Annotated in this window: 23 protein-coding genes and 1 pseudogene; 7 read left to right on the top strand and 17 right to left on the bottom strand. The window is 72.9% G+C overall.

Annotation, left to right across the window (positions count from 1 at the left end; all coding sequences use genetic code 11):
- Positions 1–30: 30 nt before the first annotated feature.
- Entirely contained in the window at positions 31–1,191 is a 1,161-nt protein-coding gene (gene mycP / locus AB0N90_RS22430) for a type VII secretion-associated serine protease mycosin (protein ID WP_361680201.1), read from the bottom strand.
- A complete protein-coding gene (locus AB0N90_RS22425; RefSeq protein WP_365199213.1) occupies positions 1,188–2,858 on the bottom strand; it encodes a hypothetical protein in 1,671 nt (556 codons plus the stop codon). Before AB0N90_RS22425 ends, mycP begins: the two co-directional genes overlap by 4 nt.
- Positions 2,859–3,054: 196 nt before the next feature.
- Between AB0N90_RS22425 and AB0N90_RS22420 the strand changes: the two genes are divergently transcribed.
- Positions 3,055–4,257: an amino acid deaminase/aldolase gene (locus AB0N90_RS22420; protein ID WP_361680207.1), complete on the top strand. Its 1,203-nt coding sequence runs from the start codon at positions 3,055–3,057 to the stop codon at positions 4,255–4,257.
- A gap of 18 nt (positions 4,258–4,275) precedes the next feature.
- Here the strand turns inward: AB0N90_RS22420 and AB0N90_RS22415 are convergent, their stop codons facing one another.
- From AB0N90_RS22415 to AB0N90_RS22405, 3 genes are read right to left on the bottom strand one after another with little or no spacing between them, the layout of a single operon-like run.
- Positions 4,276–5,058, bottom strand: a complete 783-nt coding sequence (locus AB0N90_RS22415; protein ID WP_128789301.1) for a 3-oxoacyl-ACP reductase — start codon at positions 5,056–5,058, stop codon at positions 4,276–4,278.
- Positions 5,055–6,428 carry an aldehyde dehydrogenase family protein gene (locus AB0N90_RS22410; protein WP_365199211.1) on the bottom strand — a complete coding sequence of 458 codons (1,374 nt, stop codon included), beginning with the start codon at positions 6,426–6,428 and terminating at the stop codon, positions 5,055–5,057. The genes AB0N90_RS22415 and AB0N90_RS22410 overlap by 4 nt, the downstream gene beginning before the upstream one ends.
- A gap of 46 nt (positions 6,429–6,474) precedes the next feature.
- Positions 6,475–7,833, bottom strand: coding sequence for a glutamine synthetase family protein (locus tag AB0N90_RS22405; protein ID WP_365199209.1), 1,359 nt, complete (start codon positions 7,831–7,833; stop codon positions 6,475–6,477).
- A gap of 95 nt (positions 7,834–7,928) precedes the next feature.
- Between AB0N90_RS22405 and AB0N90_RS22400 the strand changes: the two genes are divergently transcribed.
- Together AB0N90_RS22400 and AB0N90_RS22395 are read left to right on the top strand one after the other, a co-directional pair.
- Complete coding sequence (locus AB0N90_RS22400) at positions 7,929–8,666, top strand: FCD domain-containing protein (RefSeq protein ID WP_037651220.1); 738 nt, start codon at positions 7,929–7,931, stop codon at positions 8,664–8,666.
- Positions 8,667–8,711: 45 nt separating this feature from the next.
- Positions 8,712–9,398, top strand: coding sequence for a gamma-glutamyl-gamma-aminobutyrate hydrolase family protein (locus tag AB0N90_RS22395; protein WP_365199207.1), 687 nt, complete (start codon positions 8,712–8,714; stop codon positions 9,396–9,398).
- A 705-nt stretch (positions 9,399–10,103) separates the two neighbouring features.
- Here the strand turns inward: AB0N90_RS22395 and AB0N90_RS22390 are convergent.
- Positions 10,104–11,036 carry a LysR family transcriptional regulator gene (locus AB0N90_RS22390; protein ID WP_365199206.1) on the bottom strand — a complete coding sequence of 311 codons (933 nt, stop codon included), beginning with the start codon at positions 11,034–11,036 and terminating at the stop codon, positions 10,104–10,106.
- 71 nt (positions 11,037–11,107) lie between these two features.
- Between AB0N90_RS22390 and AB0N90_RS22385 the strand changes: the two genes are divergently transcribed.
- The gene (locus AB0N90_RS22385) at positions 11,108–12,277 is read left to right on the top strand and encodes a TDT family transporter (RefSeq protein WP_365199203.1); all 1,170 of its coding nucleotides are present in this window, start codon (positions 11,108–11,110) and stop codon (positions 12,275–12,277) included.
- On the opposite strand, the gene AB0N90_RS22380 is transcribed toward AB0N90_RS22385, so the two are convergent.
- The 4 genes from AB0N90_RS22380 to AB0N90_RS22365 form a co-directional block, all read right to left on the bottom strand.
- Positions 12,189–12,911 carry a helical backbone metal receptor gene (locus tag AB0N90_RS22380; RefSeq protein WP_365199200.1) on the bottom strand — a complete coding sequence of 241 codons (723 nt, stop codon included), beginning with the start codon at positions 12,909–12,911 and terminating at the stop codon, positions 12,189–12,191. The two genes, AB0N90_RS22385 and AB0N90_RS22380, sit on opposite strands and share 89 nt — an antisense overlap.
- Positions 12,908–13,480: a helix-turn-helix domain-containing protein gene (locus AB0N90_RS22375; protein ID WP_085562445.1), complete on the bottom strand. Its 573-nt coding sequence runs from the start codon at positions 13,478–13,480 to the stop codon at positions 12,908–12,910. Before AB0N90_RS22375 ends, AB0N90_RS22380 begins: the two co-directional genes overlap by 4 nt.
- Before the next feature lie 383 nt (positions 13,481–13,863).
- Positions 13,864–15,666 carry an ABC transporter permease/substrate binding protein gene (locus AB0N90_RS22370; RefSeq protein WP_365199198.1) on the bottom strand — a complete coding sequence of 601 codons (1,803 nt, stop codon included), beginning with the start codon at positions 15,664–15,666 and terminating at the stop codon, positions 13,864–13,866.
- Positions 15,659–16,744, bottom strand: coding sequence for a betaine/proline/choline family ABC transporter ATP-binding protein (locus AB0N90_RS22365; RefSeq protein ID WP_365199196.1), 1,086 nt, complete (start codon positions 16,742–16,744; stop codon positions 15,659–15,661). Before AB0N90_RS22365 ends, AB0N90_RS22370 begins: the two co-directional genes overlap by 8 nt.
- A gap of 255 nt (positions 16,745–16,999) precedes the next feature.
- Here AB0N90_RS22365 and AB0N90_RS22360 point away from each other — a divergent pair, with 255 nt between their 5' ends.
- Both AB0N90_RS22360 and AB0N90_RS22355 read left to right on the top strand, forming a co-directional pair.
- On the top strand, positions 17,000–17,920 hold the full coding sequence (locus tag AB0N90_RS22360) for a 5'-3' exonuclease (protein WP_361680239.1): 921 nt from the start codon (positions 17,000–17,002) through the stop codon (positions 17,918–17,920).
- A 142-nt stretch (positions 17,921–18,062) separates the two neighbouring features.
- A complete protein-coding gene (locus tag AB0N90_RS22355; protein WP_365199193.1) occupies positions 18,063–18,908 on the top strand; it encodes a siderophore-interacting protein in 846 nt (281 codons plus the stop codon).
- Positions 18,909–18,932: 24 nt separating this feature from the next.
- Here the strand turns inward: AB0N90_RS22355 and AB0N90_RS22350 are convergent, their stop codons facing one another.
- A complete protein-coding gene (locus tag AB0N90_RS22350) occupies positions 18,933–19,865 on the bottom strand; it encodes a 5'-nucleotidase (RefSeq protein WP_365199191.1) in 933 nt (310 codons plus the stop codon).
- A gap of 56 nt (positions 19,866–19,921) precedes the next feature.
- Positions 19,922–20,503, bottom strand: coding sequence for a GNAT family N-acetyltransferase (locus tag AB0N90_RS22345; RefSeq protein WP_365199188.1), 582 nt, complete (start codon positions 20,501–20,503; stop codon positions 19,922–19,924).
- 47 nt (positions 20,504–20,550) lie between these two features.
- Between AB0N90_RS22345 and AB0N90_RS22340 the strand changes: the two genes are divergently transcribed.
- The gene (locus tag AB0N90_RS22340; protein WP_365199187.1) at positions 20,551–21,498 is read left to right on the top strand and encodes an RluA family pseudouridine synthase; all 948 of its coding nucleotides are present in this window, start codon (positions 20,551–20,553) and stop codon (positions 21,496–21,498) included.
- 10 nt (positions 21,499–21,508) lie between these two features.
- On the opposite strand, the gene AB0N90_RS22335 is transcribed toward AB0N90_RS22340, so the two are convergent.
- From AB0N90_RS22335 to AB0N90_RS22315, 5 genes and pseudogenes are all read right to left on the bottom strand, one after another.
- Positions 21,509–23,008: a cytochrome P450 gene (locus AB0N90_RS22335; RefSeq protein ID WP_361680254.1), complete on the bottom strand. Its 1,500-nt coding sequence runs from the start codon at positions 23,006–23,008 to the stop codon at positions 21,509–21,511.
- Positions 23,009–23,045: 37 nt separating this feature from the next.
- Positions 23,046–23,666, bottom strand: a complete 621-nt coding sequence (locus tag AB0N90_RS22330; protein ID WP_365199185.1) for an ATP/GTP-binding protein — start codon at positions 23,664–23,666, stop codon at positions 23,046–23,048.
- Positions 23,647–23,970, bottom strand: a pseudogene (locus tag AB0N90_RS22325) (DUF742 domain-containing protein); the annotation flags it as partial. The pseudogene AB0N90_RS22325 and the gene AB0N90_RS22330, both read right to left, overlap by 20 nt.
- A gap of 230 nt (positions 23,971–24,200) precedes the next feature.
- Positions 24,201–24,605, bottom strand: coding sequence for a roadblock/LC7 domain-containing protein (locus AB0N90_RS22320; RefSeq protein WP_037651243.1), 405 nt, complete (start codon positions 24,603–24,605; stop codon positions 24,201–24,203).
- Positions 24,602–26,260: an ATP-binding protein gene (locus tag AB0N90_RS22315; protein ID WP_365199182.1), complete on the bottom strand. Its 1,659-nt coding sequence runs from the start codon at positions 26,258–26,260 to the stop codon at positions 24,602–24,604. Before AB0N90_RS22315 ends, AB0N90_RS22320 begins: the two co-directional genes overlap by 4 nt.
- Positions 26,261–26,439 lie beyond the last annotated feature (179 nt).

The following is a 26,439-nucleotide window of genomic DNA, read 5'->3' as shown; positions in this document are numbered from 1 at the left end:
GTCCGGCTCGGCGGCGGCCCGGTGCCCGCCTCAGAAGGGCTGTCGGCGGCCGCGCCACAGGATCACGCCCACGACCAGCAGCACCCCGCCGACACTGCCCGCCAGGGGCGCCGCCCAGTCGGCGGCCGATCCGGTTGCCCGGGGCGCGTCGGGGCCGGGGCCGAAGTACCGACGGGGGTACGACGCCGGGCTCAGCTTCTCGGGTCTGAGGCGGTCGGCCGCGGCCAGGGCGGCCACCGGGTCGATCGTGCCGTAGCCCCGGGAGTCGTCGCGGCCACCGGCCGGCGGGGCGTCGGCGGTGTCCTCCAGGAGCGTCTTGATCTGGGCCGGGCTCAGCCCCGGGTGGGCCGACTTGATCAGGGCGGCGACGCCCGAGACGTAGGCGGAGGCGGCCGAGGTGCCCCAGCCCTCGTAGTACTTGTGGTCGGGGTCGGCGATGACGACGTCGACGCCGGGCGCGCTGACCGCGGCGTACCAGCGGCGGGTGGAGAAGGCGGCGCGGGTGCCGTAGCGGTCGACGGCGGTGGCCACGAGGACGCCGGGGTAGGCGGCCGGATAGGAGACGTGGTCGCCCTTGTCGCCGCCGTTGCCCGCGGAGGCGACGACGACCACGCCCTTCTTCAGGGCGTACTGCACGGCCTCGTCCTCGCCGGGTTCGGGGTGGGCGGAGGCGGAGTCGTCGCCGAGGGAGAGGTTGATGACGTCGGCGCCGTGGTCGGCGGCCCAGCGGATGCCGTCGGCGAGGGCGGTGCCGCGGGTGGTGCGGGCCTTGGCGCGGGCGGGGTCGCTGTCCTCCAGGATCACCCGTACGGGAAGGATCTTCGCCTCGGGGGCGACGCCCATGACGCCGTCGGAGCCGCCGGGTCCATGGCCGTGTCCGGCGATGATGCCGGCCATGGCGGTGCCGTGCCGTCCCCAGGTGCGGTCGCCGGGCCGGGCGCCGAAGCCGATCATGTCCTTGGCGGGCAGCACATTGCCGACGAGGTCGGGGTGGTCCTCCTGGACGCCGGTGTCGAGGACGGCGACGGTGACGCCCTGGCCCCTGGTGGTGTGCCAGGCCTGGTCGAGATGGAGGGCGGACAGGCCCCACTGCTGGGCGCGGATGCCGTCGGCGTGGGCGGCGGCGGTGGGCAGCAGGGTGAGGGCACCGGCGAGCAGGGCGCTCACCGCGGCCCCGCAGGCGCGCTTCATGAGGAACTCTTCGTGGCGTTCGGGGTGTTCGGGGTGTTCGGGGTGTTCGGGGTGTTCGGGGTGTTCGGGGTGTTCGGGGTGTTCGGGGTGTTCGTGGCGTCGGAGCCGATGGCCTGGCGCAGCCGCCGTGCTATCTGTCCGGACAGCCCTTGTGCCTCGTCGCCGAGGCCGGACTGGGCCTGCGCGGTGGTGGCACCGGCCCGTACGGCGTCGGCGGCGGGCTGGGGGGTGTCCACGCTCCGGCCGTCCGCCCAGCCGGAGACGGCGTAGACGACGACGGGGGCGTCGGTGCGCACGGAGATGGTCCAGGTGGCGCGCTGGTCGTCGCCGAAACCGGCCGCGGGGGTGTTCCGCGCGGCGTACGGGCGGGGCATCAGATCGGGGCGTTCGGCGAGGTGCTGGGTGCGGAAGCGGGTGGCGAGCGCGGACATGCCCGCGGGGTCGGCCCTGGTGAACAGCAGGCCGACGGTGGTCACATAGCTCTGGGTGGCGTCCGTGTAGGTGGCGCGCAGCAGCCGACGGCAGCCCGCGTCGGCGAGGACCTTCCACAGCAGCGGGTCGAACGCGTCGGCGCAGCCGCCGTCCGGGGCGACGGCGATCCGCGTCCAGGTCCGGTCCGCCCCGCCGGGGCCGTCCCCCGTCCCCTGCACGACGGGCGGGAACAGGGTGTCGACGGGCACGCTGTGCCACACGGGCACGGCCGCGGCGAAGCCCTGTGCGGCGCTGTCCTCGTGGTCCTCCGCGATCCAGCTCCCGGCCACGGCACCGCCGATGAGCCCGAGCCCCAGCACGAGGCAGACCCCGGCGACGACGGCCCGCCCCCGTCCGCGCGCCCGGAACAGGTCGGGTTCCGCGAAGGTGACATGGGGCCGGGCGGCGCTCCCCCGGGCCCGGGCGGGCTCGGGGGCGTGCGGGGCGGGCGGTGGGGGGTGCCACCGGGTGGTGGGCCGGGTCGCGTGCGCGGGCGCACCCGCGGGAGTGCTCGCGGGTGCGCCCGCGGGAGTGCCGGAAAGGGCCCCGGGGCCGGGAGGGTTCGCGGCGGCAGGGGGGCCGGGCGGGATCGGCCGCAGCCGGGCGGTCGGCTCCGCCGCGTCCTCCGTGGTCGACGGGGTCGCCGTCTCGGGCGCGGTCCGCGCGGGCACCTCCGCGTGCCCCGCCCGCCCGGCCCGGCGATCCGGGGGCACGGATCCGGCGGAACCGCCGCTGTCGGGCCGTACGGAACCTTCCCCACGGCCGCCGTCCACCGGCGCGGGACCCTCCGCACCGGTGACACCGGGCTGCCCGGAGCCCCCGGCACCGGCACCGGCGCCGCCCCCGCTCGCGCCGGCGTGCGCGGGGCGCGGGACGTCGGTCTCCGTGCGCGGGCGTGCCGCGCGGGGCGGGGTGTCGGGGAAGCGGGCCGAGGCGGGGGGTGGCGGAGGGCTCACGGGATCGGCGGCCTCGGGGACGGTACGGCTCCCGTGCGTCCCGTTCGCCGGGCCGCGCGGGGTGAAGACGGACGGCTCGTCACCGGGGTCGTCCCCCAGGGGCGCGGCGGCAAAGCCCCGTACACCGTCCGCGCTTCCCGCGCCGGGAACGCCACCCGGGTTCCAACTGGCGCCCGCGCGGGGGCCGGAGGAGGGCCGCGGGCCCGGTGGCAGGGAGGAGTGGCGTGCTTCCGTGGTCATGCGTTCCCCGTTTCCTCGCGACCCGGGCCGTCTCCTCGTACCCGTACGACCGGGCCCCCGTCCCGGGCGGGTCCGTCGTACGTGCGCGTCACTCTACGGGTTGCCGGGGGCCTGGGCGGAACCAGTACGGGAAGCCGGGGCACTTGCCCGGAACGTCCCTCTACCCTGCGGTAATCCCTTCTGGCAGGCTTCCGGCATGACTGCGCGTGCCGCCGACCGGGCCCGGTACGACCGGGCCACCGCCCATCTCGAAGCGCCGCTGGCGCTCGTGGACCTGGAGGCCTTCGACGCCAACGCGGCCGATCTGGTCCGCCGCTCCGGCGGCAAGCCGCTACGGGTCGCGAGCAAGTCCGTGCGCTGCCGTGCCCTGCTGGAGCGGGTGCTGGCCAAGGACGGCTTCCAGGGCATCATGTCGTTCACCCTCGCCGAGTCGCTGTGGCTGGCGCGCTCGGGCTTCGACGACATCCTGCTCGCCTACCCCTGCGCCGACCGCTCCGGATTCGCCGAACTGACCGCCGATCCCAAGCTCGCCGCCGCCGTCACCGTGATGGTGGACGACCCCGCCCAGCTCGACCTGATCGACGCGGCCCGCGGCGACGGGCGCGAAGTGGTCCGGATATGCCTGGAGTTGGACACCTCGCTGAAGCTGTTCGGCGGCCGGGTACGGGTCGGCGCCCGCCGCTCCCCGCTGCACTCCCCCGCCCAACTCGCCGAGGTCGCACGGGTGGTGGCCGAACGCCCCGGGTTCCGGTTGGTCGGGCTGATGGCGTACGAGGGTCATATCGCGGGGGTCGGTGACGCGGTCGCCGGGCGGCCGCTGCGGTCGCGGGCGATCCGGCTGATGCAGGCCGCCGCCCGCCGGGAGCTGGCCGAGCGGCGCGGCGCGGCCGTGCGCGCGGTGCGGGCCGTCGCGCCGGACCTGGAGTTCGTCAACGGCGGCGGCACCGGCAGTGTGCAGCACACCGCCGCCGAGTCCGCCGTCACCGAGGTCGCGGCCGGCTCCGGGCTGTACGTGCCGCGGCTGTTCGACAACTACACGTCCTTCAGCGGCCGTCCGGCGGCGCTCTTCGCGCTGCCGGTGGTACGGCGGCCGGGCGTGGGCGTCGTCACCGTGCTCGGCGGCGGCTACCCGGCCTCCGGCGCGGCGGGCCCCGACCGCTCGCCGGTGCCGTATCTGCCGGAAGGGCTGAAGTACGACCCGCAGGAGGGGGCCGGCGAGGTGCAGACCCCGCTGCTCGGCTCGCCCGCCGACGATCTGCTGATCGGCGACCGGGTGTGGTTCCGGCACGCCAAGGCGGGCGAGCTGTGCGAGCGGTTCGCGTCGCTGCACCTCGTCGAGGGCGACGAGGTGACGGCGACCGTGCCCACGTACCGGGGCGAGGGGCACACCTTCCTCTGAGCCCCTGAGAAGGAGGGCCTACAGGGGCGTGACGTACGCGCCCGCGATGCCCCCGTCCACCAGGAAGTCGGTGGCGTTGACGAAGGAGGAGTCGTCGCTGGCGAGGAAGGCGACTGCGGCGGCGATCTCCTCGGCCTCGGCGAACCGGCCGACCGGGATGTGCACGAGCCGGCGGGCGGCCCGCTCCGGGTCCTTGGCGAACAGCTCCTGGAGGAGCGGGGTGTTGACGGGCCCGGGGCACAGCGCGTTGACCCGGATGCCCTCGCGCGCGAACTGCACGCCCAGTTCACGGGACATGGCGAGGACGCCGCCCTTGGAGGCCGTGTACGAGATCTGGGAGGTGGCCGCGCCCATCCGGGCCACGAAGGACGCGGTGTTGATGATGGAGCCCTTGCCCTGGCGGCGCATGTAGGGGATCGCGGCCTTGCAGCACAGGTACACGGAGGTGAGGTTGACCTCCTGGACGCGCTTCCACGCCTCCAGGCCGGTCTCCAGGATGGAGTCGTCGTCGGGCGGGGAGATACCGGCGTTGTTGAAGGCCACGTCCACGCTGCCGTAGGTGTCGTACGCCGTCTTGAACAGCGCCTCGACCTGCTCGGGGTCGGTGACGTCGACCTTGACGAAGAGCCCGCCCACCTCCTCGGCGGCGGCCTTGCCGCGGACCTCGTCCACATCCGCGCAGACGACATGGGCGCCCTCGGCGGCGAGGCGGCGGGCGGTGGCGAGGCCGATGCCGCTGCCGGCTCCGGTCACGACGGCGGTACGGCCGACCAGGCGGCGGCAAACACTGTTGTCGGTCACTGTGCGGGGCCCTCCGTGCTGATGAAGACGTTCTTGGTTTCGGTGAAGGCGGTCAGGGCGTCGGGGCCGAGTTCACGGCCGAGGCCGGACTGCTTGTAGCCGCCGAACGGGGTCCAGTAGCGGACGCTGGAGTGGGAGTTGACGGACAGGTTGCCCGCGCGCACGCCCCCGGAGACGCGCAGGGCGCGGCCGAGGTCGCGGGTCCAGACGGAGCCGGCCAGCCCGTAGGGGGTGTCGTTGGCGAGGCGGATCGCGTCCCGCTCGTCGGTGAAGGGGAGCAGGACGGCGACGGGCCCGAAGATCTCCTCGCGGGCGGCCGGGCTGTCGTGCCGCTCCCCCACCAGGACGGTCGGCGGGAACCAGAAGCCGGGTCCGTCGGGCGCGCTGCCGCGCAGGGCGGGGGCGCCGTCGGGGACGTACGACCGCACGCGCTCCCGCTGTGCCGCCGAGATCAGCGGGCCCATCTGGGTCTTCTCGTCGGCCGGGTCGCCCACGACGACGGTGGCGAGCGCGTCGGCGAGGAAGTCGCGGGCCTCGTCCAGGGCCGTCTCCTGGACGAGGATCCGGGTGCGGGCGCAGCAGTCCTGCCCGGAGTTGTCCAGGAAGGAGAACGGGTCGAGGGCGGTGCGCAGGTCGGCGTCGGCGAAGACGATGTTGGGGCTCTTGCCGCCGAGTTCCAAGGTGACCGGTTTGACCAGGCGGGCGCAGCGCTCCATGATCTCGCGGCCGGTGCGGGTGGACCCGGTGAACACGATCTTGGCCACGTCCGGGTGGTCCACCAGGGCGCGCCCGGCGATGTGGCCGTGGCCCGGCAGCACCTGGAAGAGGTGCTCGGGCAGGCCCGCCGCCAGGGCGAGTTCGGAAAGGCGCAGGGCGGTGAGCGGGGTGGTCTCGGCGGGTTTGAGGACGACGGCGTTGCCCGCGGCGAGCGCCGGGAAGGAGCCCCAGGCGGCGATCGGCATGGGGAAGTTCCAGGGAGCGATCACCCCGACCACCCCGAGGGGTTCCTGGAAGGTGATGTTCCAGCCGCCGGGCACCGGGATCTGCTTGCCGAGCAGGCGTTCGATGCCGCCGGCCGCGTACTCCAGCAGGTCCCGGGCGTTGCCCGCCTCCCAGCGGGCGTTGCCGAGGGTGTGCCCGGCCTGGCTCACCTCCAGACGGGCGAGTTCCTCCAGGTGGGCGTCGACGGTGTCGGCGAAGCGGCGCAGCAGCCGGGCCCGGTCGGCGGGGGCGAGCGCGGCCCATCCGCGCTGGGCGCGGACGGCCCGTACGACGGCGGCGTCGACGTCCTCGGCGGTGGCGGCGGGGACGGTGGCGAGGACCTCTTCCGTGGCGGGGTTGAGGACCTTCAACTCGTCGGAGTCGGACACGGATCGACCTTTCACAGGCGGGCGGACCAGGGGGCGGCGGGCAAGCTCACAGGCGTTCGAAGGAGCGGCGCAGCTCCCAGTCGGTGACGGCGGCGTCGAAGGCGTCCAGTTCGACGCGGGCCATGTTGCTGTAGTGGGCCACCACCTCGTCGCCGAAGGCGGCCTTGGCGATCGGGCTGTTCTCCCACAGTTCGGCGGCCTCGCGCAGGGAGGTGGGGACGTGGGCGAAGCCCGCGGTGTAGGCGTTGCCGGGGCAGGGCTCGGGGAGTTCGAGCTTCTGCTCGATGCCGTACAGGCCCGCGGCGACCAGTCCGGCGACGGCGAGGTAGGGGTTGACGTCACCGCCCGGCAGGCGGTTCTCGAAGCGGGTGGCGCGGCCGTGGCCGACCACGCGCAGGGCGCAGGTGCGGTTGTCGTGGCCCCAGGCGACGGCGGTGGGGGCGAAGGAGCCGGGCTGGAACCGCTTGTAGGAGTTGATGTTGGGGGCGTAGAGCAGGGAGAAGTCGCGCAGGGCGGCGAGCTGTCCGGCGAGGAAGTGCCGCATCACCTCGGACATCCCGTCGGGGCCCGCCATCACGTTGGCGCCGTCGGCGTCGGTGAGCGAGAGGTGGATGTGGCAGGAGTTGCCCTCACGCTCGTTGTACTTGGCCATGAAGGTGATCGAGACGCCCTCCTGGGCGGCGATCTCCTTGGCGCCGGTCTTGTACAGGGCGTGCTGGTCGCAGGTGGTGAGCGCCTCGTCGTAGCGGAAGACGATCTCGTGCTGCCCGGGATTGCACTCGCCCTTGGCCGACTCGACGGTGAGCCCGGCGCCCGCCATGTCGTTGCGCAGCCGGCGCAACAGGGGCTCGATGCGGCCGGTACCGAGGATCGAGTAGTCGATGTTGTACTGGTTGGCCGGGGTCAGCCCCCGGTATCCCGCGTCCCACGCCTGTTCGTAGCTGTCCTTGAAGACGATGAACTCCAGCTCGGTGCCGACCTGGGCGGTGTAGCCGAGTTCGGCGAGCCGGTCGAGCTGGCGGCGCAGGATCTGCCGGGGGGCGGCGACGACCGGGGCGCCGTCGCTCCAGGCGAGGTCGGCGACGAGCAGGGCGGTGCCGGGGTGCCAGGGGATGCGGCGCAGGGTGACGGGGTCGGGGCGCATGGCGAAGTCGCCGTAGCCGCGTTCCCAGGAGGACATCGCGTAGCCGTCGACCGTGTTCATCTCGGTGTCGACGGCGAGCAGGTAGTTGCAGCCCTCGGTGCCGTGTTCCAGTACCTCGTCGAGGAAGAACCGGGCGGCGAACCGCTTGCCCTGGAGGCGCCCTTGCATATCGGGGAACGCCAGGACGACAGTGTCGATCTCACCGCTTTCCACGAGGGCACGGAGTTCCTCGACGGGGAGCGGGGCTGTGCGGTCTGCCACGGAAAAGCCTCCTTGGGCGCCTTCGCGCTTCTTCGGCCGGGCCGGGAGCCATAAGGTATTGCTCAGAACCATTGCTTGGGAAGGGGGTACGGCGGATGTCGTCTCATACGGAGTGGCACGGGGTGGGCGACCGGCTCGCCCCGGTGCTGCGACCGGTGCGGGCGGGCAACGGCTTCGAGGAGGCCCTGGAGCAGATCCTCCAGGTGGTACGGCTCGGCCTGGTGCCGGGCGGCGAACGGCTGCCGGCGGAGCGGGAGCTGGCGGAGCGGCTGGGGATCAGCCGGGTGACGCTGCGCGAGGTGCTGAAGGTGCTCCAGGACCAGGGCCTGGTGGAGGCGCGGCGCGGACGGTACGGCGGCACGTTCGTGCTGCCCCGCGCGGACGCCGGTGGCGAGGACGAGCTGCGGCGGCGGATCGCGGCGGTCGACGTCGAGGACGTGCTGCGGTTCCGGGAGGTGCTGGAGGTGGGCGCGGCGGGGCTGTGCGCGGCGCACGGGCTGACCGGCGAGCAGGCCGGGCTGCTGCGGGAGGCGCTGGCCGAGACGCACGAGGCGCCGCTGGCCGACTACCGGCGCCTGGACACCCTGCTGCATCTGACCCTGGCCGAGCTGTGCGGCTCCCCCTCGCTGACCGCCCAGTACGCGGCGGTGCGGGCGCAGGTCAATGAGCTGCTGGACTGCATCCCGCTGCTGGTGCGCAATCTGGAGCACTCCCAGCGGCAGCACACCGCGCTGGTGGAGGCGGTGCTCGACGGGGACGCCGACGGCGCGCGGGAGATGATGCGGGAGCACTGCGCGGGCACGGCGGCGCTGCTGCGGGGCTTCCTGACGTAAGCGGATTCTGCAAAGGTATTCTCATATACCTTTTGGGAGGCTGGCGTGGACGGACGACCGCTGATCGGTGTGAGCACGTATCTGGAGGCCGGGACGCGCTGGGGGGTCTGGGAGCTGGAGGCCGCGCTGCTGCCGGCCGCGTATCCGCGACTGGTCCAGCGGGCCGGGGGCCTCGCCTGCATGCTGCCGCCGGACGACCCCTCGCTCGCCGCGGCGGCGGTCGCCCGGCTGGACGCTCTGGTCGTCGCGGGCGGCCCGGACGTGGACCCGGTGCGCTACGGCGCCGACCGCGACCCCCGCACCGGGCCGCCGGCCCCGGCCCGCGACGCCTGGGAACTCGCCCTGATCCACGCCGCGTTGGCCTCCGGCACGCCGCTGCTGGGTATCTGCCGGGGCATGCAGCTGCTGAACGTGGCGCTCGGCGGGACGCTGGTCCAGCACCTGGAGGGGCACGTGGAGGCGGTGGGCACCTTCGGCACGCACCCGGTGACGCCGGTACCGGGCACGTTGTACGCCTCTCTCGCCCCGGAGGGGGTCTCGGTCCCGACGTACCACCACCAGTCGGTGTCCCGCCTCGGCCGCGATCTCGTGCCGTCGGCGCATGCGGAGGACGGCACGGTGGAGGCGGTGGAACTACCGGCCGGGCGGGGGTGGGTGCTGGGAGTGCAGTGGCATCCGGAGATGGGGGAGGATCTGCGGGTGATGGAGGGGTTGGTGCGGGCGGCGGGCTGATTCGTCCGCGCCGCAGGGGCCGGGGCCGGCGGCCGACCGCGGGCCCGCCGTGGCCATGCGCGCAGTTCCCCGCGCCCCTTCAGGGCACCTCAGCCGCAGGGCCGACTGAAGCCGCCGCCGAAAGCCGCGCCCGGCGGGCGACTGCGGGCCGCAGGTGACCACTCGCGCGATTCCCCGCGCCCCTTCAAGGCGCCTCAACCGCAGGGCCGACTGAAGCCGCCGCCGAAAGCCGCGCCCGGCGGGCGACTGCGGGCCGCAGGTGACCGCTCCCGCGATTCCCCGCGCCCCTTCAAGGCGCCTCAACCGCAGGGCCGACTGAAGCCGCCGCCGAAAGCCGGGGCCGGTGGGCGGCTGCGGGCCGCAGGTGACCGCTCCCGCGATTCCCCGCGCCCCTTCAAGGCGCCTCAACCGCAGGGCCGACTGAAGCCGCCGCCGAAAGCCGCGCCCGGCGGGCGACTGCGGGCCGCAGGTGACCGCTCCCGCGATTCCCCGCGCCCCTTCAAGGCGCCTCAACCGCAGGGCCGACTGAAGCCGCCGCCGAAAGCCGGGGCCGGTGGGCGGCTGCGGGCCGCAGGTGGCCGCTCGCGCGGTTCCCCGCGCCTCTGGGGACCGCAGCGCCTCGGCTTACGGGGCGCCGCACCCATCGCCCCAGCGGCACCGCCCCGTCGGCGCGGGCAAGCGTCCCCGCCCCCGCCACGCCCCAGCTCACGCCCGCGTCAGAGCCAGCAGATCCCGTGCCGGTCCCGTCGGCCGGTGTCCCTTCGGCCACACCGCCCGCAGATCACGTCGTAGCGACACCCCCTCCACCGGCACCGCGACCAGCCGCCGCAGGGCCAGCTCCTCCCGTACCGCCAGTTCGCTGAGCACCGACGGACCGGCGCCGCTCACCGCCGACGCCTTCACCGCCGTGGTGGACGACAGCTCGATCAACGGACGCGCCAGCCCCCCGAGCGCCGCGTCCAGCACCTGCCGTGTCCCCGATCCCCGCTCCCGCAGGATCAGCGGGGTCTCCCCCAGCTCCTGGGGCGAGAGCGGCCGGCGGCGCCGGGCCCAGGGATGCCCCGGCGCCGTCACCACGATCAGCCGGTCGTGCCCGATCACCACCGCGTCGAGCCCCGCGGGCACCGAAAGCCCCTCCACGAACCCCAGGTCCGCCTCCCCCGACAGCAGCAGCTCCGCCACCCTCGCCGAGTTCCCGGCCAGCAGCGACACCGCCGTGTCCGGACGCTCGGCGTGCAGCGCCAGCAGCCAGCCCGGCAGCAGATACTCGGCGATGGTCATGCTCGCGGCCACCCGCAGCCGCGAGTCCCGCCGGTCCCGCAGCGCCCGCGCCCCCGCGTCGAACGCCGCCGCCGCCTCCACCACCCGCCGCGCCCAGTCCGTCACCAGCACGCCCGCGTCGGTGAGCCGGGACCCCCGAGGGGAGCGGTCCACCAGGGCGACCCCCAGCTGCCGTTCCATCGACCGGACCCGGCTGCTCGCCGCCGGCTGGGTGATCCCGACCTCCCGCGCCGCCGCGCCGAGGCTGCCGAGCCGTGCCACCGCGAGCAGCAGTTCCAGCGCCGCCAGATCCGGCACCCGGTGCGCCAACGACCCCGTACCCTCGCGCTGCCCTCCGGGCCCCTCCACCTCGCTCATAAGACCAGCTTATGCCCTCATAGAAGGGAACTCCCTGGTCAGGGACGACTCCCCCGGGCACGGTTGATGCCATGGTCACCGTTGCCCAACCCCTCCCCGCCACCCGCGCGCCCCGTGCCGCCCGGGTCCGCCATCTCGGCCCGAACTGGTACGCCTCCGTCATGGGCACCGCCGCCGTCGGCACCGCGGGCACCGCGCTGCCGGTGGACCTGCCGGGCGCCCTGCACACCCTCCTCGCGGCGGTCTGGGCGCTGTCGCTGCTGATGCTGGTGACCCTGCTGGCGGCCCGCACCCTGCACTGGATCCACCACCGCGACCAGGCCCGCGCCCATCTCCTCGACCCGGCGATGGCCCCGTTCTACGGCTGCCTCTCCATGGCCCTGCTGGCCGTCGGCGGCGGCGCGCTGACCGCGGGACACGACTGGCTCGGCACCCCGGCGGCCGTCGCCCTGGACACCGTGCTGTACACGGCGGGCACGGCGATCGGGCTGTGGGCGGCCGTGGCGGTGCCGTACCTGATGTCCGTACGGCACCGCATCGAGCCCTCCCAGGCGTCCCCGGTGTGGCTGCTGCCGCTGGTCGCGCCGATGGTGTCGGCCGCGCTCGGCCCGCTGCTCGTGCCGCATCTGCCGGCGGGCCAGCCCCGCGAGACCCTGCTGCTGGCCTGTCTCGCGATGTTCGGGCTGAGCCTGTTCGCCACCCTGCTGATGCTGCCGCTGGTCCTCGGCCGGCTGATCACCTCGGGCCCGCTGCCGCTCGCGCTCACCCCGACCCTGTTCCTGGTCCTCGGCCCGCTCGGGCAGTCCACCACCGCGCTCGGCTCGATCGCGAACGCCGCGCCCGGCGTCGTACCGGCCGCCTACGCGCACGGTCTCGCCGTGTTCTCCGTGCTGTACGGCGTGCCCGTGATGGGCTTCGCGCTGATGTGGCTGGCGCTGTCCGTCGCCCATCTGGTGCGGGCCCGCCGCCAGGGCATGGGGTTCGCGATGACCTGGTGGGGCGCCACCTTCCCGGTGGGCACCTGTGTCACCGGCGCGGCCGCCCTCACCCGGCACACCTCCCTCACCGCGTTCCAGGCGCTGTCCGTCGCGCTGTACGTGCTGCTCGTCGCGGCCTGGCTCGCGGCGGCCTCCGGCACGGTCCGCGGACTGCTCAGCGGCGAGCTGCTCGCAGCGCCTCGCCCAGCACCCGGGGCGCCCACGCCAGCGACGGGCCGTACCACGTCAGATCACGCCCGCTGACCAGCGCGCAGGCAAGGCCGGGGAAGGCCTCCGGGCCGTCCTCGGCGGTGAAGCGATAGGGCTCGTCGGGGAGGACGACCAGGTCCGGGGCCGCCGCCACCAGCTCGTCGAGCGGGATGCGGGGGTAGCGCTCGGGATGGTCGGCGTACAGATGGTCGACGCCGAGACGGGCGAGCACATCGCCCGCGAAGGTGTCCCGGCCGACGACCATCCAGGGCCTGCGCCAGATCGGTACGACCGCCGTCCGGCGCTCGGCAGGCTCCGGCAGCGCGCGCCACGCCCTCTCGGCCTCCCGCAGCCAGCCCGGCCGCTCCTCCGCCCCGCAGGCCGCCAGCACCCGCGCCAGCTCCCCGAAGGCGTCCGGCACGGTCCGCACCTCGGTGACCAGGACATCGAGGCCCGCCGCGCGCAGCGCGTCCAGGTCCGGGACGCGGTTCTCCTCCTCGTTGGCGATCACCACCTCGGGCGCGAGCTCGATGATGCGCTCCACCTTGGGGTTCTTGGTCCCGCCGATCCGGACGACGTCCAGCTCCCCCGGATGACTGCACCAGTCCGTGGCCCCGACGAGCGCCCCGGGCAGCGTCTCGGCCACGGCCTCGGTGAGCGAGGGGACCAGGGAGACGACGCGTTTCACCGGGACCGGTCCCGCACGGCCTCGATGTGCTCGGCCACCGCCACCACGATGATCCGGGTGTCCGGCACGGTCGCCCGCCAGCGGTGTCTGACCCCGCCGGTGAGATACAGCGTGTCGCCGCGGCCGAGGCGGTACGCGCGGCCCTCGGCCTCGATCTCGACGGCGCCGTCGGCGACGTACATCAACTCGTCATTGCGATGCTGGAACTCGCGTCCCGCGTCATGGTCGCCGGTGAACTCGGAGGCGTGCAGCTGATGGTGGCCGCGGACCAGATTGCGGGTGCGGGGGGCGAAGTCGTCCTCGGCGAGCGGTTCGGCGCGCACCAGGTCGACGGTGGCCGCCGGGTCCGCCGCGGCGAGGAGTTCGACGGCCGTGGTGCGCAGCGCGTCGGCCAGCTTCTCCAGGGAGGTGCTGCTGGGCCGCGCCCGGTCGTTCTCCACCTGGCTGAGGAAGGGCACGGACAGGCCGGTGCGCTCGGCGACGACCGCGAGGGTCAACTCCAGGGCGCGCCGGCGCCGCCGGACCGCCGCGCCCACCCGTACGGGCTGCTGTTCTTTGTGGTCGCCCATCGCTCCGGCTCCCTCCCTCGCTCGTCGTGCGTTCCTCGAACGGCTTCACTGCACCCTACGCATGTTCGGCAAACGGTTTCATGCGCGTGTCACATCCCCGTCTCACCGAATACCCCCTACCCTCACGTTCGCGCCAGGCGTCGGCGGCCTCGAAGGGGTCCCCCGCGGCTTCCTCCCTGGGGATGAACATGCCCACCAGCCAGAGTCATCACGCTGGGTGATTGGCCGGATTCTTCCCGTAGGGGAAGCGGGCCACCTGCCCCGGGAACACCCCGAGAACACCCCGAGGGGCGGACGGCTCCGTACCCCATCGTCGTACGGTGCCGTCCGCCCCTCGGGTGGCGGTCCGGGCCGGTCAGGTCACCCGGCCGCCCGGTCGTGGGTCAGCCCTTGGCCTGCTCGCCGGAGACCGGCGCCCACTTGTCGACCAGGCCGGGGTTCGCGCGCAGCCAGGAGCGGACCGCGTCCTGCTCCTTGCCCTTGCCCGCCCCCTGGATCTTCGCCTCCAGGCCGGTGAGCTGCTTCTCGGTCATGGAGAAGTTCTTCAGCCAGTCGGCGACCCGCGGATTGTCCCCGGCGAATCCCTTGCGGGACAGGGTGTGCACGCCGTCGCCCTTGCCCCAGGCGCCCTTGGGGTCCTGGAGCTTCTTCAGGTCGTAGCTGCTGTAGGCCCAGTGCGGGGACCACAGGGTGACGAGGACCGGCTGCTTGCGGGCGTAGGCGCGCTTGAGCTCGGCGAGCATGGCCGGGGTCGAGCCGTCGATCACCTGGTAGCTGCCGCTGAGGCCGTACTCCTTGAGGACCTTCGTCTTGAGCAGGCTCATCTCGCCGGCGCTGGGCTCGATGCCGACGATCTTCCCGCCGAACTCGGAGGCGTGCGCCTTGAGGTCGGCCAGCGAGTTGACGTCCTTCACGTAGGAGGGGACGGACAGCTCCAGGGAGGTGGGGCCGTACCACTTGCCGAGGTCGTCGAGCTGCTTGCCGTACTTCTTCCAGTACTCGGCGTGCGTGGTGGGCAGCCAGGAGTCGGTCTCGAAGTCGATCTGCCCGGTGGCGAGGCCGGTGTAGAGGGGGCCGGCCGCGTACTGGGTGGTGGTGACCTTGAAGCCGCGCTCCTGGAGGATCTCCTTCCACAGGAAGGTGGAGGCGATGCCCTCGTCCCAGGGGATGTAGCCGATCTTGATCTCCTTGCCCTTGCCGACATCGGTGCCGGAGGCCTCGGAGGTGGTGCCGTTGGGGCCGAAGACGCCGATGCCGCCCGCGGCGAGCGCGAGGACGACGATCCCGACGACGGCGACGACCGGGCGCGGCCGGTACGACCACACGCGCGCGGGCGCCTTGGCGGCGGCGCGGCGCCCGGACGGGGACAGCTGGGTGCCCAGGGCGCCGGTGATGCGGTCCAGGTAGATGGCGAGGACGACGATGCCGACGCCGGCCTCGAAGCCGTAGCCGATGTCGAGCTGGCCGATGGCCTCGTTCACGGCGCCGCCGAGGCCGCCGGTGCCGACCATGCCGGCGATGACGACCATGGACAGGCCCAGCATGATCACCTGGTTGACGCCGGCCATGATGGTGGGCAGGGCGAGCGGCAGCTGGACGCGCCACAGGATGTTCCGCGGGGTGGTGCCGAACGCCTCGGCGGCCTCGACCAGTTCGGCGTCGACCTGGCGGATGCCCAGTTCGGTCATGCGGACGCCGGGGGCGAGGGCGAAGATCAGGGTGGCCACGACACCGGCCGCGGTGCCGAGTCCGAAGAAGAGCATGGCCGGGATCAGCAGGACCATGGAGGGCATCGTCTGGAGCAGGTCCAGGACGGGCCGTACGGCGGCGCCGACCGCCTTGGAGCGGGCCGCCCAGATGCCCAGCGGGATCGAGATCACCAGGGCGATCACGGTGGCCACCAGGACCAGGGCGAGCGTGGACATCGCCTGGTCCCACAGCTGGAGCGAGTCGACCAGGGCGAATCCGGCGAGGGCGAGGACACCGGCGAGCAGTCCGCGCAGCCACCAGGCGAGGACGGCGAGGATGCCGGCCATCAGCAGCGGCGTGGGCGCGCCGAGGACGGCGTCGATGCCGTTGTACATGCCCTCCATGACGGCCTTGATGGCGTCGAAGAGCCAGGAGAGGTGGCCGACCAGCCAGTTCACACCGGAGTCGACCCAGTCGCCGAGGGGCAGCCTAGGCACGGCCGATCACCTTCTTCCCGTCGTCGCCGGAGCCGTCGCAGGCGGCGGGCTCGCCCTGTTCGTCGCCGAGGAAGCCCACCAGGCGCTGCCGGGGCACCACGCCGACGAGGGTGCGGCCGGCGTCGAGGACGGCGACCGGGTGCGGCAGCCGGGCGCTGATCGCGCACAGCTCGGTGAACGGCGTGTCGGGCGTCGCCGTCTCGCAGGCGCAGTCGGCCTCGTCGCCGCGCAGCGCGGTGTCCATGACGGCGCCCGCGGTGAGCACCCGGGAGCGGTCGACGTCCTGGATGAAGGAGGCCACGTAGTCGTTCTCGGGGCGCAGCAGGATGTCCTCGGCGGAGCCGGTCTGCACGATGCGGCCGTCGCGCATGACGGCGATGCGGTCGCCCAGGCGCATGGCCTCGTTGAGGTCGTGGGTGATGAAGACGATGGTCTTCTTCAGCGTCTTCTGGAGCTCCAGGAGCTGGTCCTGCATGTCGCGGCGGATCAGCGGGTCCAGGGCGCTGAAGGACTCGTCCATCAGCAGCAGGTCGGCGTCGGTGGCCAGGGCGCGGGCGAGGCCGACGCGCTGCTGCATGCCGCCGGACAGCTCGTCGGGCCAGGACTTCTCCCAGCCGGCCAGGCCGCACAGGGCGAGCGCCTCGTCGGCGCGGCGTTCGCGCTCGGCGCGGGGCACGCCCTGCACTTCCAGGCCGTAGGCGGCGTTCTCGCGGACGCTGCGGTGCGGGAACAGCGCGAAGTGCTGGAAGACCATGCTGATCTTCCGGGAGCGCAGTTCGCGCAGGCCGCGGTCGCCGAGCGCGGTGAGCTCCTCGCCGTCGAAGCGCACGCTGCCCGCGGTCGGCTCCAGCAGGCCGTTGAGCATCCGCAGCAGGGTGGACTTGCCGGAGCCCGACAGGCCCATGACGACGAAGATCTCGCCGGCCTCGACGCGGAAGGACGCGTCGATCACGGCGGCCATGGTGCCGTCGGCGCGCAGCTCCTCCCGGTCGGTGCCCTTCTTCAGGCGCTCCACCGCTTCGTCCGGTCGTCTGCCGAACACCTTGAACAGGTGCTCCGCCTCAAGCCTGGCTTGCACGCGAACCTCTTGTCTCGGGAACAGGGGACAGGAGGCGAAGCCGTACGGCGGTCAGAAAGCCGGGGCCCGAGAGGCCCCGACAGTTGAAAAGCGCACTACTTCGCTCCTGAGGGCGCGCCTGCCCAGGTCAAACAAAGGCAAACTGATACGTGGCCGGGCTCACCGCGATGCGTATCGCGCAACGCGTTCCAGGACGAAAGGTGCGCGAGGGTGATCCACGGGTGACTGTCAGTGGTGTACGGCATGATCTGAAGCGTGACCGGACGACTGATGCTCCTCGACACCGCCTCGCTGTACTTCCGCGCCTATTTCGGCGTCCCGGACTCCGTGCGGGCACCGGACGGCACCCCGGTGAACGCCGTGCGCGGACTGCTGGACTTCATCGACCGCCTGGTCAAGGACCACCGGCCCACCCACCTGGTGGCCTGCATGGACGCCGACTGGCGGCCGAAGTGGCGGGTCGAGCTGATCCCCACGTACAAGGCGCACCGGGTCGCCGAGGAGCACACCGGCGCCCCGGACGCGGAGGAGGTGCCGGACACCCTCGCCCCGCAGGTGCCCGTCATCGAGTCCGTGCTGGACGCGATCGGCATCGCCCGCGTCGGGGTCGCCGACTACGAGGCGGACGACGTGATCGGCACCTTCACCGCCCGCGCCGCGGGCCCGGTCGACATCGTCACCGGCGACCGCGATCTGTACCAGCTGGTGGACGACGGACGCGGCGTGCGGGTCCTGTACCCGCTCAAGGGCGTGGGCACCCTCCAGGTGACCGACGAGGCGGTGCTGCGCGAGAAGTACGGTGTCGACGGACGGGGGTACGCGGACCTGGCGCTGCTGCGCGGCGACCCGAGCGACGGGCTGCCGGGCGTGCCCGGGATCGGCGAGAAGACGGCCGCCAAGCTGCTCGCGGAGTTCGGCGACCTGGCCGGGATCATGGCGGCCGTGGACGACCCGAAGGCGAGGCTCACGCCCTCGCAGCGCAAGCGGCTGACCGAGGCACGGCCGTATGTCGCGGTGGCGCCGGAGGTGGTGCGGGTGGCCGGTGACGTGCCGCTGCCGGACGTGGACACCGCACTGCCGGGCGCCCCGCGCGATCCGGCGGGCCTGGACGAGCTGGCGGCCCGATGGGGCCTGGGCGGCTCGCTCCAGCGGCTGCTGACCACGCTGAGCGCGTAGGAACCGCACGTCAACCTCGTAAACGCGGCCGTCAGATCGGCAATTTTCGAGCAAAGCGCGACGGTTGAATCACAAAGGAAGATCGGGCCGCGAGGAGAGATGTTAACTTAGGTATACCTAACCCAGTTCGCAGGAGGCCGTGATGGCAGAGCGTCCGGAACGAAAGCCGCGCAAGGTCCACACCGCCCGGGTGGTGCGCACCGAGCGGCTGACCCCGCACATGCAGCGCGTGGTGCTCGGCGGCGACGAACTCGCCGGCTTCGCGGCGGACACCTGCACCGACCACTATGTGAAGCTCCTGTTCGGCCCACCGGGCGTCAGCTACCCCGAGCCCTTCGACCTGGAGCGGATCCGCGCCGAGTTCCCGCGCGAGCAGTGGCCGGTGACCCGGACCTACACCGTGCGCGGCTGGGACGCCGAGCACCAGGAGCTGACCCTGGACTTCGTGATCCACGGCGACGAGGGCCTGGCCGGCCCCTGGGCCCTGCGCGCCCGGCCCGGCGAGAGCCTGCGCTTCATGGGCCCCGGCGGCGCCTATGCCCCCGACCCGGACGCCGACTGGCATCTGCTCGTCGGTGACGAGAGCGCGCTGCCCGCCATCGCCCGCGCCCTGGAGGCGCTGCCCGCCGACGCGCGGGCCCATGCCTTCGTGGAGGTCGCCGGGCCCGAGGAGGAGCAGAAGATCGACTCCACCGCGGAGATCGTCTGGCTGCACCGCGGGGACCGCCCGGTCGGCACCGCCCTGCTGGAGGCCGTACGCGCTCTGGAGTTCCCCGAGGGCCGTCTGCACGCCTTCGTGCACGGCGAGGCCGGCTTCGTGAAGGAGCTGCGCCGGATGCTCCGGGTCGACCTGCGCATCCCCCGCGAGGACCTCTCGATCTCCGGCTACTGGCGCCTCGGTCACAACGAGGACGGCTGGCAGGCCTCCAAGCGCGAGTGGAACGCCCGTATCGAGGCGGAGCAGGAGGACGGCGCGCGGGCCGCCTGAGCCCCGCGGCGCGCACCCCGGGCCTCAGCGTGCGTTGATCTCGCCGAACGGCACATGCACGCTCGGGGTCGTCCGTGCCGTGCTCTCCAGGTGTGTCACCTGGTCGTCGAAGAAGATGTGCGGGTCCAGCACCTTCATCACGGCGCCCTTGTCTATGCCGCCGAGGAAGAACGCGTCGTTGACCCGCACGCCCCACTGCTTGAGGCTGTTCACGGCACGCTCGTGCGCCGGGGCGTTGCGCGCGGTCACGATGGAGACGTGCACCCGCACCTCGTACTCCGGGTGTGTCCTGCGCCGTTCCTCCTCCCGGTTCTGGATCCGGTTCACCCCGGCGAGGAAGTCGCGCAGCGGCCCCGCGTCGTGCGGAGTCGCCGCGTTGCGCATCTCGTGCGCCCGGAACTCCTCCAGCCCCTCGGCCTGGTAGACCTGTTCGGCCGCGTCGGTGGCGAGCACCCCGTCGAAGTCGAACGCGATCCGCAGCTCCCGGTCCGTCGCGTCGTCCGGGTACGCCGCCCCCAGCACATGCCCGGCGGGCAGCCCCGCCGCGACGGCCTCCCGTACGTCGTCGCCGTTCGCGGACAGGAACAGCGACATGTTCAGCGCCGGCATGAACTTGTACGGGGACCGGCCCTGCATGAACACGGCCCGGCTGATGGGCAGGTGATGGGCCTGTATCGAACGCATCACGCGCAGCCCGGTGTCGGGGTCGTTGCGGGACAGGATGATGACCTCGACCAGCGGATCGCCCGGCTCCCCGAGGTCGTTGAGCGAGAGCAGCCTGCGGATGAACGCGAACGCCACCCCGGGGCGCAGCGTGTCGTCCCGGTTCTCCTCCTGGTAGGCCCGGTAGGCCTCCTCGCCCTGTTCCCTGAACACCGCGTCGGACTCGCGCAGATCGAACAGGGCACTGGAGGCGACACCGACGACGAGCCGGCTCGCGAGGTCATAGGCAGGCATGCGTCTTATCCTCACACCGGAACGGCCTGCCGGATCCCACGGCCGTCCGCGCGGGTTCAGTCCTCGCGCACCCGGGCGTGCAGATGCATGTCGTGCCAGCCGTCGAGGTGCAGATACGCCTTGCGCCGGGTGCCCTCCGGGGCGAACCCGGCCTTGGCGGCGACCCGGCAGGACGCCTCGTTGGCGGTGGAGTGCATCAACTCCAGCCGGTGGAAGCCGATCTCCTCGAACGCCCAGTGCGTCAGCGCGGCCGCCGACCGGGTCGCCACATTGCGGCCACGGGCCTCCGCCACGGTCCAGTAGGCGAGTTCGGCCGAACCGTCGGCCAGCTCGATCTGCCGTAGCGCGACCCGGCCCAGCAGCAGCTCGGTGCCCTCCGCCACGACCGCCCACTGCGGCTCCCGCTCCCCTGCCCACGCCTTCTGCCACTGCGTGATCCACCCGGCGGCCTCCGCCTCGGACTCGCAGGACCTGCCGTGGAAGCGGTGCATCAGCGGATCCTGGAACGCCGCGTGCACGGCGGGTGCGTCCCCCGCCCGCCAGGGGCGCAGCACCAGGCCGTCACCGGTCGGGATGACGGGCTGGTCGGTACGGGCGAGGGCGCCGGCGGTCAGCACCGGGCTGGTGAGATTGGGCATGACCGACATACTGCACCCGTCACCCCTCGGCTCGTACCCTTGACCAGGTGAGACGCCGTACGCCGCCCCCGCCCGCCCCGCTCCCCCAGCGCGCCGGGGTCGATCCCGTACGGGTGCGGCTGCCCGCGGGAGAAGAGTGGGCCACCGTCGGCGAGCATCTGGTGGCGCGGCTGTCCGGTGCCGGGCCCGGCGTGATCGAGGCGATGTTCGCGGCCGGGCGGATCGTGGGCGCCGACGGGCGGGCGGTCCCGGCGGACGCGCCGTACCGGCCGGGGATGTTCGTGTGGTTCCACCGCGAGCTGCCCGCCGAGGTGCCCGTGCCGTTCCCGCTGCCGGTGGTCTACCGGGACGAGCACATCGTCGTGGCCGACAAGCCGCACTTCCTCGCCACCACCCCGCGTGGAAGCCATGTCACCCAGACCGCGCTCGCCCGGCTGCGGCACGAACTGGGCATCCCGGCGCTCTCGGCCGCCCACCGCCTGGACCGGCTCACCGCCGGCCTGGTGCTGTTCACGGTGCGGCCCGAGGAACGCGGCGCCTACCAGACGCTGTTCGGGGCCCGCCGGGTGACCAAGGAGTACGAGGCCGTCGCACCGTACGACGCGGAGCTCGCCCTGCCGAGGACCGTGCGCAGCCGGATCCTGAAGGAACGCGGGGTGCAGGCGGCCCGGGAGATCGAGGGCGAGCCCAACGCCGAGACCCGGGTGGAGCTGGCGGAGCGGCGGGGCGCCCTCGGCCGCTACCGGCTGCTCCCGCGCACCGGGCAGACCCACCAGCTGCGGGTGCATCTGAACGCGCTCGGCGTTCCCATCCTCGGCGACCCGCTCTACCCGGAGGTGCTCCCGCCGGTGCCGGCCGGTGACTTCCGCCGCCCCCTGCAACTGCTCGCACGGAGGCTGGAGTTCACCGACCCGGTCACCGGCGCCGAGCACGCCTTCACCAGCGGGCGCACCCTGCTGGCCTGGTCCTCCTACCCCCGCTGGGCGGCGGACTGAACCGGCCCGGTCACTCGCCGCGCCACCAGCGCAGCAGCCGCTGCCAGGGCCCCCGCGCCGGGGCGCCGACCGGGACCGGCGGCACCGGCGCGGGCCGGGGCGGCGGTACGGCCGCGGGGAGCGCCGCGCCTTGCGACTCCCGGCGCTGGGCGGGCAGCCGCAGATCGGCGGGCAGGCCGGGGCCCGCGTAGGCGCGGGGCGGCATGTCGGCGTCCTGCTGCGGCTTGGGTTCGAACCGCACCGGCAGCGACACCAGATGCCGGGAGGCGATGGAGGAGCGCCAGCGCAGATCGTCCTCGGCACAGGCCAGTTGGACGTCCGGCAGCCGGGTCAGCAGGGCGTCGACGCCGACGTCGGCGATGGCGCGCCCGATGTCCTGCCCCGGGCACTCGTGCGGGCCGCCGCCGAAGGCGAGGTGGGAGCGGTTGCCCTGCATGCTCGCGGCCAGGTCGGGCCGTACCCGCGGATCGATGTTGCCCGGCGCGGGCGCGAACAGGATCCCGTCGCCCTTGGTGATGCGCTGCCCGCCCAGCTCGGTGTCCTGCTTGGCGTAGTAGCCGAAGACGGTGCTGAAGGGCGGCTCGTCCCACAGGGACTGCTCGATCGCCTCCGGTACGGTCATCTGCCCGCCGTTGAGCCGGGCCCGGAACCCGGGTTCGGTCAGGACCATGCGCAGCGCGTTGGCGAGCAGGTTGGCGGTGGCCTCGTAGGCGGCGAACAGGACGAGCCGCAGGTGTTCGCGGACCTCGTCGTCGCTGAGCTTCGCCTCGTGCATGACGAGGTGGCTGGTGAAGTCGTCCTCGGGCCGGGCGCGGCGGCGCAGGGTGAGCCGGTTCAGCGCGTCCATGACGTAGGCGTGGCTCTGGATGGCGGTCTCGGTGCCCTTGAGGGCGTCCCGGGCGGCCTGCACCATCCGGTCGTTGTACTCCTCGGGCATGCCGAGGATCTCGCACAGCACCGCCATCGGCAGATGCTCGGCGAACTGGGCGACGAGGTCGGCGCGGCCGCGCTCGCAGAAGCTGTTGACCAGGTGCTGGGTGTGGCCGCCGATGTGCCGGCGGACGCTGCGGTGGTCGATGGTGGCCATGGCGGAGGTGACCGCGTTGCGCAGCCGCAGATGTTCGTCGCCCTCGACATGGGAGCAGATGGGCTGCCATGCGATGTGCGGCATCAGCGGGTGGTCCTGTTTGACCCGGCCGTCCAGGAGCGGGGCCCAGATGCGGCTGTCGCGGGTGTACTGCGAGGGGCTGCGCACCACCTGGAGGTTCTCGGCGTGCCCGAGCACCACCCACATCGGTACGTCGTCGTGCAGCAGTACGGGGGCGACCGGGCCGTACTGCTCGCGCAGCCGTTCGTAGAGGTCGTCGAGGTCCTCCGCGCCCGCGCCGTAGAGGCGGTGCAGTCCCCCGGGGCCGAGCCCATGCGCGGGGCAGCCGGGCGGCGGGCCGAACAGGGGGTCGTGGGTATCGGTGGCCGAGGTGCCGGTCGGCGGCTGGTGTTCAGGCGTCACAGTGATCGCTCCGGAACGGAGAAGGAGTGCGGGTGGGTCAGGTGAGGGCGCCGGAGAGGGCGAGCGAGTGCAGGAACCGCATCAGGGTGAGCAGCACGTCCTTGCTGGAGGCCCGGCGGCGCACATCGCAGTCGATGATCGGGATCTCGGGGGTCAGATCGAGCGCGGTGCGCAGTTCCTCGACGGGGTAACGGGGCGCGTCCGGGAAGGAGTTGACGGCGACCACGAAGGGCACGCCGCGTTCCTCCAGGCGGCCCATGACGTCGAAGCTGACCTCCAGGCGCCGGGTGTCGACGAGTACGACCGCGCCGAGCGCGCCCTCGAACAGGCCGTTCCACAGGAACCAGAAGCGCTCCTGGCCGGGGGTGCCGAACAGATAGAGCACCAGTTTGTCGGTGATGCTGATCCGGCCGAAGTCCATGGCGACGGTGGTGGCGGTCTTGGACTCGGACCCGTAGTTGTCGTCGATCCCGATGCCGGCCTGGGTCATGGTCTCCTCGGTGGTCAGCGGTTTGATCTCGCTGACGGAGCCGACCATGGTGGTCTTGCCGACGCCGAAGCCGCCCACGATCACGATCTTCACCGCGGCCTGGGCCGTGTGCGGCAATTGGTCCGCGGTGCGCGGTCCGGGGATCGTGTCAGAGCCTTTGAAGTCCATGCATCACCGCTTCGAGGAGGGAACGGTCGGGGGCCGTGCGGCGGGTGGCCGGGGCGCGCGCCTGCACCAGTTCGGCCGTGATCATCTCCGTGATCAGTACGGTCATCGCGCTGAACGGCAGGGCGAGATAGGCCGAAAGCTCGGCCAGGGACAGCGGGGCGGCGCACAGGTCGAGCACCGCCGTGTGCTCCGGCGAGGCGCCGGGCGGCGGGGTCCGGCGGGCCACGATCAGGGTCACCAGGTCGAGTTCGGCGCGGCCTCCGTCGGCGGTCCCGGTGACGGCGTAGAGCCGCTCGGGGTTGCGGGGCGGGGGCTGGCCGTCCGGGGTGCCGTGCGCGTGCGGCCCGTCCGCGGTGCCGTGCGGGGCCCGGCCGTCCGTCGCGTGGTGCGGGGTACGGCGGTCCGTCGTATCGGCGTGCGGGGTACGGCCGTCCGGTGCATCGGCGTACGGGGGCGGCCGTAACCGCGGTGAGGACGGGGAGGGTGACGGCGGGCTCGGCGGGTTCGGCTGGCGCCGTTGTCGTCGTGGAGGGGTCATACGGTCTGCCCGTCCCGCCGGGGCGGACTGGTGAGGTGGGCGCCGATCCGCACGACGAGGTCGCGCATCATGCCGCTCATCCGGCCCGGTTCGCAGGTGACGTCGGCGAGCACGGCGAGGTAGGCGTTGGCGCCCGCGTTCATCAGATAGAAGTAGCCGCCCTCGATCTCCACGACGACGACCTTCATCTCACCGGCGCCGGGGATCTCCTGGATGATGGCGCCGGCCAGGCTCTGCACCCCCGCGCAGGCGGCGGCCACCCGGTCGGCGGCGTCGGGATCGCCGCCGTAGCGGGCGATGCGCAGGCCGTCGGAGGAGAGCACCACGATCATCTCGATGCCCGGCACTCCGTCGTTGAGCTGCTTGAGCATCCAGTCGAAGTTGCCTCGCTGCTGGATCACTGGACGGTCCCCTCGTCGTCGGCCTCGGTGGGGGCGGCCGAGTCATCGATCAGGTGCAGGTACTTGGTGGGGTTGAGCGTGAAGTCGGTCAGCTCGGGGGCGGTGGCCCCCTCGGGCATGCCCTTGCGCAGTCCGTCGAAGAAGTCGTCGATCCACATGCCCGGCGGGCGTTCGATGAGCTTCTGGCGCTCGGGGTCCACTTCCGGCTCGGGTTCGGGTTCCTGGCGGGTCTGGGACCAGATGGTGGGACGGCCCTCGCGTTCGGCCCGCTCGATGGCGGCCTCCTCGGCCCAGCGCTGGCTCAGCGGGACCTTCACCCGGCTGCGGCGCTGCGGCAGCCCGCCCGCCGTCCACTCGGTGACCTCGGGGACGTCGTCCTCCATGGAGATCCCGGCGGGGATCTTGGGGCTGGTGGGGCGGCGCTTCTTGGGCCGGCGCTTGGGGCCCTCGACGGCACCGAGTTCGGGCATCGGGATGCCGGTCGCGCCGATGCCGTGGGCGACGCCGACACCGGGCTCGGTGGTGGTCATCACGCGCGGCACGATGAGGATCGCGCGCAGCCCGCCGTACGCGGAGGTGCGCAGCGAGACCTCCATGTCGAACTGCTTGCACAGCCGTCCGACGACGGCGAGGCCGAGGCGCGGGTTGTCGCCGAGGTTGTGCGCGTCGTCGCCGTTCTTGGCGTCCTCGATCATCTTCTCGATGCGGATCCGGGACTCCTCGTTGAGGCTGACCCCGGCGTCCTCGATCTCGATGACGATGCCCGTCTGCACCTCCACGGCGGTGACATGCACCTTGGTGGTGGGTGGCGAGTAGCGGGTGGCGTTGTCGAAGAGTTCGGCCGCGGCGTGGATGACCGGTTCGACCGCGGTGCCCTTGATGTTGATGTTGCAGATCGACGCCAGGTGGATGCGGTGGTAGTCCAGGATCCGGGACATGGCGCCGCGCAGGGTGCTGTAGAGGGACACCGGCAGGGGCCACTGGCGGCCGGGGCGGCCGCCGCCGAGGACACCGATGGTGTCGGCGAGCCGGCCGATCAGCGAGCTGCCGTGGTCAAGGCGCAGCAGATCGTCGAAGACCTCGGGGTTGCGGCCGTGGTCCTCCTCCATCTCCCGCAGTTCCACGGCCTGTTGGTGCACGATGGCCTGGACGCGGCGGGCGATGCTGACGAAGGAGCGCTCGGTGGCGATCCGCATGGTGATCTCGTGGTCGGCGCCGCGCAGCGCGACCCGGGTCATCTCGCGGTAGACGTCGGGCAGGACGCGCAGGTCGGGGTCGGCGTCGTAGACGTTCGCGAGGACGTCGCGGAGCATCTCGCCGCGTGAGAGCCGGGCGAAGCCCCACGGCAGGATGTCATTGGCGAACCGGTGGATCAGCGCCTCGTGCTCGGCGAGCCGCTCCTCCAGGGAGGCCGTGTCGTGGGCGTGCGCGGCCTGCTCCTCGCGGAGCAGCCGGCCGCGCCGGGCGGCCTCGGCGCCGGTGACCAGGACGAGCAGCACGGCGAGGGCCCCGCACAGGCCGACGGCGACCCGCGCCGGCTGCGGCACCAGGACGACGGCGACCGCGCTCGCCACGGCCATCACTATGGCGGGCGGCAACAGGACGCGGGCGTAGGGACGTTCCCGGCGACCGGGCGGCTTCGGAACACTCACCATGGATGCCTTCTGGGACGGATCGGCTGGGTGTCGGGAGAGTTTTCGGGGGGAAGATTCATGGCACAGACCGGATCTTCGGCATGTTTGGGAACAGGCGCGCGAATTACCTCAACTTGGTGCGCCGCGGGCGAGCTTAGTCCGACCGGATCATCGCCGTGTCATATTCAGCGACCGCCTGA

Source organism: Streptomyces sp. NPDC093018 (assembly GCF_040684035.1).
In the GTDB taxonomy this organism is placed as follows: domain Bacteria; phylum Actinomycetota; class Actinomycetes; order Streptomycetales; family Streptomycetaceae; genus Streptomyces; species Streptomyces murinus.
This window is presented reverse-complemented; position numbering and strand designations above follow the sequence as displayed.